We start from the raw sequence: 5,864 nt of genomic DNA, 5'->3' as shown, positions 1-5,864 counted from the left end.
AACGCGTCCACGTCGCCGTCGACCAGCGCCCGCCCGGCCCAGTCGTCGAACTCCGCGGACCACGACGGCGGCTTCTCCGAGATCCGCTTCGCGCCCCGCCAAGTCGTGACGGTGGGTTCGTGGACTTGGAGGTAGCGGATGCCCGCTTCCAAGAACTGTTGATGTTGGGACTCGGTCAGTATCGTCCAGCCAGGTTGTGCGGTGAAGTCGTGGTCGGTGCCTCGTGAGTAGTTTCCATTCGCCTCTCTGCCGAGCAGAAGAGCGGCTTGCCACCACAGTTCCGGCTCTGAGCTCAAGTTCAACAGGAGTGTATTGAGCTCGTCCCGAATTCGATCTCCGGCTGCAAGCAGCGCCTGGGAATGTCGGTGCCTGTCCGCAGCACGTTCCCTGGTCCTTGCGACGTCAGGCGAGTCGACTGCTTTTGATTCGCGCCACCAGGAAGTGATCTCGTAGGCGGGATGCGTTTCGGGTAGCGTCAAGATCCGCTCTGCAAGGTCCGCAGACGGGGCGTGCAGGAGTTGGGTCAAGCACTTCCCCAACGTCGTTGCAGCACGGCCTCCCAGAGAGACGAGTGTGTCGAGTAGCCAGTGGACGTCGCTGGTCCTGAGGAGTCCGCTTACGATTGCGATATACCAATCGTCCTCACTCAGATCCGCGACCGCCAGCGCGAGTTCTCTTCGGCGGTCGATGGAATCCTCCGCCGCCCATGGGATATCGGTCTGTGAAAAGCGTTGGCTGTGCCACCCGTCTGAGCGGGAGACAGCGATGATCAGTGTAGCGAGTGCTTTCCGTGGATCGTCTGCATCGGCAAGAGGCCAAATCCTCCGCATCACACCGATCGTCAGGTCGTCCAACATTTCGTCCTCATCCGGCCGTGCGGACAGCCAGCGAGCAAAGGACGGCAGATCCTCGCTAAGGATCTTGTCGGCCAGATCCCGGAGAGTGATGCGATACGAACCCAGCGACACAGACTTACCCGGACGCAAGCCACCGGTCAGTTCATCGGTGCTCACGAACTGCGGATACAGCGCGTCGACGACAGCGGCCAGCACCTCGTTGTCCGGGTCCTCGTCCTGCTCGCGTTGCAGGAGGGCGCGCAGCGCAAGCAGTGCCTTCTCGTCGTCGAGTTCGCGGACCGCAGCGATCGCTGCCCGGCGCGCGTAGGGGAACCAAATCGGGTTGAGGGCCAGATCGGCGAGAGCGGGGGACAGTCGACGGCAGCCGCCAGCTTCGGCTAGGCGTGCGATCCACCACACCTCTTCCGATGTCGCCGCCCCTTGGGAGAGTCGGAATTCGAGCTGCTCGGCGAGTTCAGGGTGGGAAAGCGTACGCAGGTCGACTCTCCACGCTGGCCGCCGCTCATCTCTAGCGGCGTCCTCGAGCAGCGCTGCTACTACCGCGGCCTTGACGGAATCGGAGGCAAGTTCCAAGGATGCCGAGGCGAGTAGCAGCGCGTTGTCCGCGATCAGGTCCTGGACCAGTTCGGGGTTCAACGCGGCGAGCCACGCCGTGATGCCGATCCTTGCCGTGGGCAGTGCGCCGTTTGCGTGGACTCCGAGCAACGCCGGCATCTGCGTGGGTGCGATCTTGCGGTCGACGAGGTACGAGGCCGCGAGGTACTCCTCGTACTGCTGGTGCCGGAACAGGACCGTTCCCGGCTGGCCCGCCTCGAACAGGGTGGTGTCCAACACCTCGCGGTAGTCATGCGGTTCGATGGGCGAACTTGGTTCGTCCGGTTCAGGGGCGGCGGGCAGCGCATGGACGGCGATCGCCCTGTCGATGACGGTAGGACCTGTCGAGAACAGGTTCGCGCCACCGAAGGTGGTGAAGGCGGCAAGGCGTTTGGCGATGCGGAGCCCGCGTTCGGCGGGGAGCCGGGGGGAGCGGTGTTCGTCCGTCTCCTCCAGGAACTTTTCGATCTCGTAGCCGATCGCTTCCAACTGCCCTACGGGCAACTCGCCTGTCTTGTTCCAATACGCCGCGGTGCTGCTCAGCTGCCGGGGAGATGCCGACAACCGTCCCATGCCCGCCTCGGCGATCGCGTCGACGAACTCGGCTCCGAACGCGCGGGAGGCCGTGGCGCGATCCATGGGCAGAAGCGTGAGGTCGGTGAACGAGGGGAAGGCTTCCCGCAGCTTCGAGGAGAGCGACGACTTCCATGCGGCTGACCGGCAGGCCAACCTCCACCGGATCCGGCGCGCCGCCGGAGTGGTCAATTCTTCTTCTAACCACGGGAACAGTTGCGGGTCGGCGTTCGCAGCCTGGTCGAGCCCGTCCAGGTAGACCGGACCGCCCGTCTCGACGGCCTGTGCCACCTCGCGTTCCTGTTGTCCCCTGCTACGGCTACCCAGGTTGATGTACCGGGCGTCCGATTCCCTCGTCGAGAGCCATTTGAAGGCGGTGGTCTTTCCGGCGCCGCCAGCGGCCAGTAACACGTAACTGTCGTCGTTGGCAACCAGGTCTTCGAGTGAACGGATTACTGGCTTCGGAGGTTGCCACCACGGTTCTTCGTCATGGAAGAGGAATCCCTCGCCGTCCAGTTCGACGCGCTCACCGGCAGGGGCGACGAATCGGGTCACCATGCCTCCTGACACTGGCGAAACCGAACATTGCCTGACGTACCCCGAGTTTGGCGGAGCCGGCTCGGTGGACTGTCATGCCCGGTCTGGGTGGTGTGGAGCCTCTCATACTCGATCGGGTGAGTATGCCTTTGTACGCGGAGATGCGTACGTCGGGCGGTCCAGGCGACGGCTCGCTGCGGACCCTGTCATGGTAGCCGGTGTAGGTCTGAACCTTGCCGCGTGGCGTGGCCCACTGGCGGCGCCGATACCCCGGGGTCCGCTCGAAGGTGTTAGAGGTCAGCTTGGAACGGGTTGACCGGTTCGTCGGGCTGGCCGGTCAGCAGGCGGTCCACAGGGCTGTGACCAGGTCGCGGCGTTGCTGGTTGGTGGGCAGGTCAGGGATTCGAGACGGCGATCGGAGTACCTGGGAAGATCAACACCGACGAGGTGCGCGCGACGATCTTCAACGGTGCTGGTCAGACGGGCCCGAAACCGGCTAAGCGCCTGGAAGGACGTCTTGTCCGTAACCCTCGGGGAGCCAGGGTGAGGTCCAGGTGCGGCGGTGGTGAGCATCTGTTCGTCGGTGCTGTTGCGGAGGTCGGCGTGGGTCTGTCGGACGCGATCGGCCATGGTGGCGGGTGCGGTGTTGGCGATCCACTGTTTGAGGCTGGCCCAGACCCGTACGACGGGGTTGTCCTGCGGGCTGTACTTCGCGCCCTCGATCACCATGAGGCGGGGGTGCTTCGCGAGCCATCGTCGGTGGTGCCGTTGTCTCACAGCACGGCCACGACAGGGCGTCGGGGTAGGCGTCGAGCAACTGTTGGAGGAAGTAGCAGAACACCACCGAGACGTTCTTCACCGACACGTGGTGGTGCCAGGTGCCGGTGGCGAGGTCGATCGCGCCGTGCACGGTGCGGCGGATGTTGGTGCCGGGGGTGAGGATGCGGTGGCGCAGTCCGGTGGGCATCCAGCAGGCGCGGACCCTGGTGAGCAGATCGAGGTGGGTCTCGTCCTCGGCCAGGACGACCGATCCGGCGGGCAGTGCGGCGATGCGGGCGCGGATGTCGGCGCAGACGGTGTCGTGGTCGGCGTCGCCTTTGGCGATGAGCCGGGGCGGCACCAGCGGGCTTGTTCGCGGACGCGGCGGTAGAAGGTGCGCAGGCTCATCCTGGGTTGTCCGGCCGCGCGCCACACCGCGTGTGGAGCAACGTCGCCTGACGCTGCGATATGTGCCGTATCGGGGGCTGACTGCACGCCAGCGGCCCTCGATACGGCACGAAGTCGAAGTCGTGCTCCGCGGCAGTCGTGCGTGTTCGACGCGCGGTATTGAGTGAGAGGAGCACTGGGTGGAAAGCGCGGAACGAGACGCCCTTGCCGCCTTGCGCGAGGAGTTGCCCGAGCTGCGCGAGGAGTGCACCCACCGGTCCTCATCGGGAGATCACCATGCCTGCTACGCACGACCTGCGCCCGCGCCGTAGTCGCTGGACCCGCTCGGCGCGTTGGCCCAACGTTGGGCAGACCCCATTCATCAGGTATATATCAATTCTCGTTTGGTAACGCGACGAGGAGTCGATGCGATTGCAGATCCATGAGCGATTCGCCGAAGGCTCCGGTGAGGGTCGAGACCGTGGAATTGGACCCTGCCGGTAGTCGGCAGATCTCTGCCAAGTACCGCAGCAGCGCGCTGTTGGAGGACCGCAGGGACGAGATCCAGGACGGCATCCGCGCTGCGGTGGACGTAGTGCGGGCATCGCTGGAGTCGGAGCAGGAGAGGAACGGCTGGCAGGTCACGTCGGTCGAGGCGACGTTCGGTATCACGTTGAGCGCCGAGGCCGGTGTGATCCTCACCAGGGCCTCGGCGGAAGCGTCCTTCGAGGTGACGCTCACGGTCGAACGGGTGTAGCGGAGTGAGGCCAAGTTGTCCGTTCAGCAGTCGCGGACCGCAGCTCAGGACTATTGGGTCGAGTTGCGGCATGCATCCCGCTCATTGGGGGCGGCTTTCTTCCTGACGCGTCGTTTCGTGGTGACCGCCGCGCACTGTCTGCGCTCGGTAGAGGAGGACGACGCGGCACTGGCCGTGGCCTTCGCGGACGGTGTCGAGCTGCCCGCGCGGGTCCACGAACGGCTGCCCGAGGCCGACTTGGCCGTTGTGGTGCTGCTGGGGCCATCCCCGGTGACGCCGTTGCGCGCCGACCGTTGTCAACCCGACGATCCGTGGCGGGTGCCCAGCAGGCCGACTCCTTCCGATCCGATTCTCACGGGAGCGGTGGTCGAGCCGGCGATGACCTACACCTGCGCGGGAGGGGCGCAGCTCAAAGCCCTTCAGTTGCGGACCGAGGCTCTGCTCGGGGACTACTCCGGGTACTCGGGAGGTCCGGTGGAGCGCGTGCTGGGCAGTGAGAGGACTCTGGCTGGGGTGCTGTTCGAGCAGTACCCGGATCGACAGGACCCGACCCGTGCCTCGAACGTCCTGCTTGCGGCGACTGCTGCGGAAGTACTGGCCAGGTTCGACTGCTTCGACATGTCCAATGTTCTGGGCGAACTGCTGGACACACCGTCCAAGTCCAACGCCGAGCCTGCTTTCCACGATGTCCTCGACCGGAGCACGGCTCTGTTGAAGCAGGGCGCGGCCTGGCAGCAGCAGGGCCTCATGCCGCCCGAAGAGGTGACCGCGATGCGACTGCGGGTCACGCGCGGCATCGTCGACCTGGCGATCGGGCAGGGGCAGCAGTGAGCGCTGATCTCGTGGATCGCCTGGAAGCACAGCTGTCCGCCTCGACCGAGGACAGAGCCGCGGTCGAATCCCTGGCGGCTTCGCTGGCGCGCTCGCTCGACGAGTCGGTGGCGCACCGGCATCTGGCCAGGCTGCTGCGCTGCACCGCCGTCATGGCCGCGTCGAACTTGGTCGAGGCGGCCGATGCCCTGGCGCAGGCGATGCTCGAGCGACTGCCGGAGGCGGGCGAGGACGCGGTCAGGGTACGCAACCAGGTCGCTCTGCTGGCCGTTGCGAAGGGACACTATCGAGAGGCAGTGACCCTTCTCGAGGATGCGCACATCGACGCCGGGGTGCTCGGCTCGCCGCATCGCGCGACGATTCTCGCCAATCTCGCCGCCACCTACATCCTGGCGGGTAGGGTCGACGAGGCCCACAAGTGGGCGACCGCAGCCGGGGACACTGCCGATCGTGGAACCGCTGCCGCTGTTCTGGCAGCCCTGGTCGGCAGCGGTGTGGCCAGGTACATCAGCGACCGGACCGTCCAAGCGGATGCGGCGGCCGCTTTACGCTGGGCGGTGCACGACTAC

General features: G+C 65.7%; 4 protein-coding genes and 1 pseudogene. 3 read left to right on the top strand and 2 right to left on the bottom strand.

The features are described 5' to 3' along the window. A partial coding sequence (locus AB0G02_RS26400) for a hypothetical protein (protein WP_360798552.1) occupies positions 1 to 2,579 on the bottom strand: 2,579 nt, incomplete at its 3' end. A 478-nt stretch (positions 2,580 to 3,057) separates the two neighbouring features. Next, positions 3,058 to 3,755 (bottom strand): annotated as a pseudogene (locus AB0G02_RS26395) (transposase); the annotation flags it as partial. Positions 3,756 to 4,188: 433 nt separating this feature from the next. Between AB0G02_RS26395 and AB0G02_RS26390 the strand changes: the two are divergent. From AB0G02_RS26390 to AB0G02_RS26380, 3 genes are all read left to right on the top strand, one after another. Further along, positions 4,189 to 4,464, top strand: coding sequence for a CU044_2847 family protein (locus AB0G02_RS26390; protein WP_360798549.1), 276 nt, complete (start codon positions 4,189 to 4,191; stop codon positions 4,462 to 4,464). A gap of 15 nt (positions 4,465 to 4,479) precedes the next feature. Beyond that, complete coding sequence (locus AB0G02_RS26385; RefSeq protein WP_360798546.1) at positions 4,480 to 5,295, top strand: serine protease; 816 nt, start codon at positions 4,480 to 4,482, stop codon at positions 5,293 to 5,295. Further along, on the top strand, positions 5,292 to 5,864 hold a 573-nt coding region (locus tag AB0G02_RS26380), incomplete at its 3' end, for a tetratricopeptide repeat protein (protein ID WP_360798543.1). The genes AB0G02_RS26385 and AB0G02_RS26380, both read left to right, overlap by 4 nt.

Origin of the sequence: Actinosynnema sp. NPDC023658 (assembly GCF_040639995.1) — a bacterium.
Taxonomy (GTDB): Bacteria; Actinomycetota; Actinomycetes; order Mycobacteriales; family Pseudonocardiaceae; genus Actinosynnema.
This window is presented reverse-complemented; position numbering and strand designations above follow the sequence as displayed.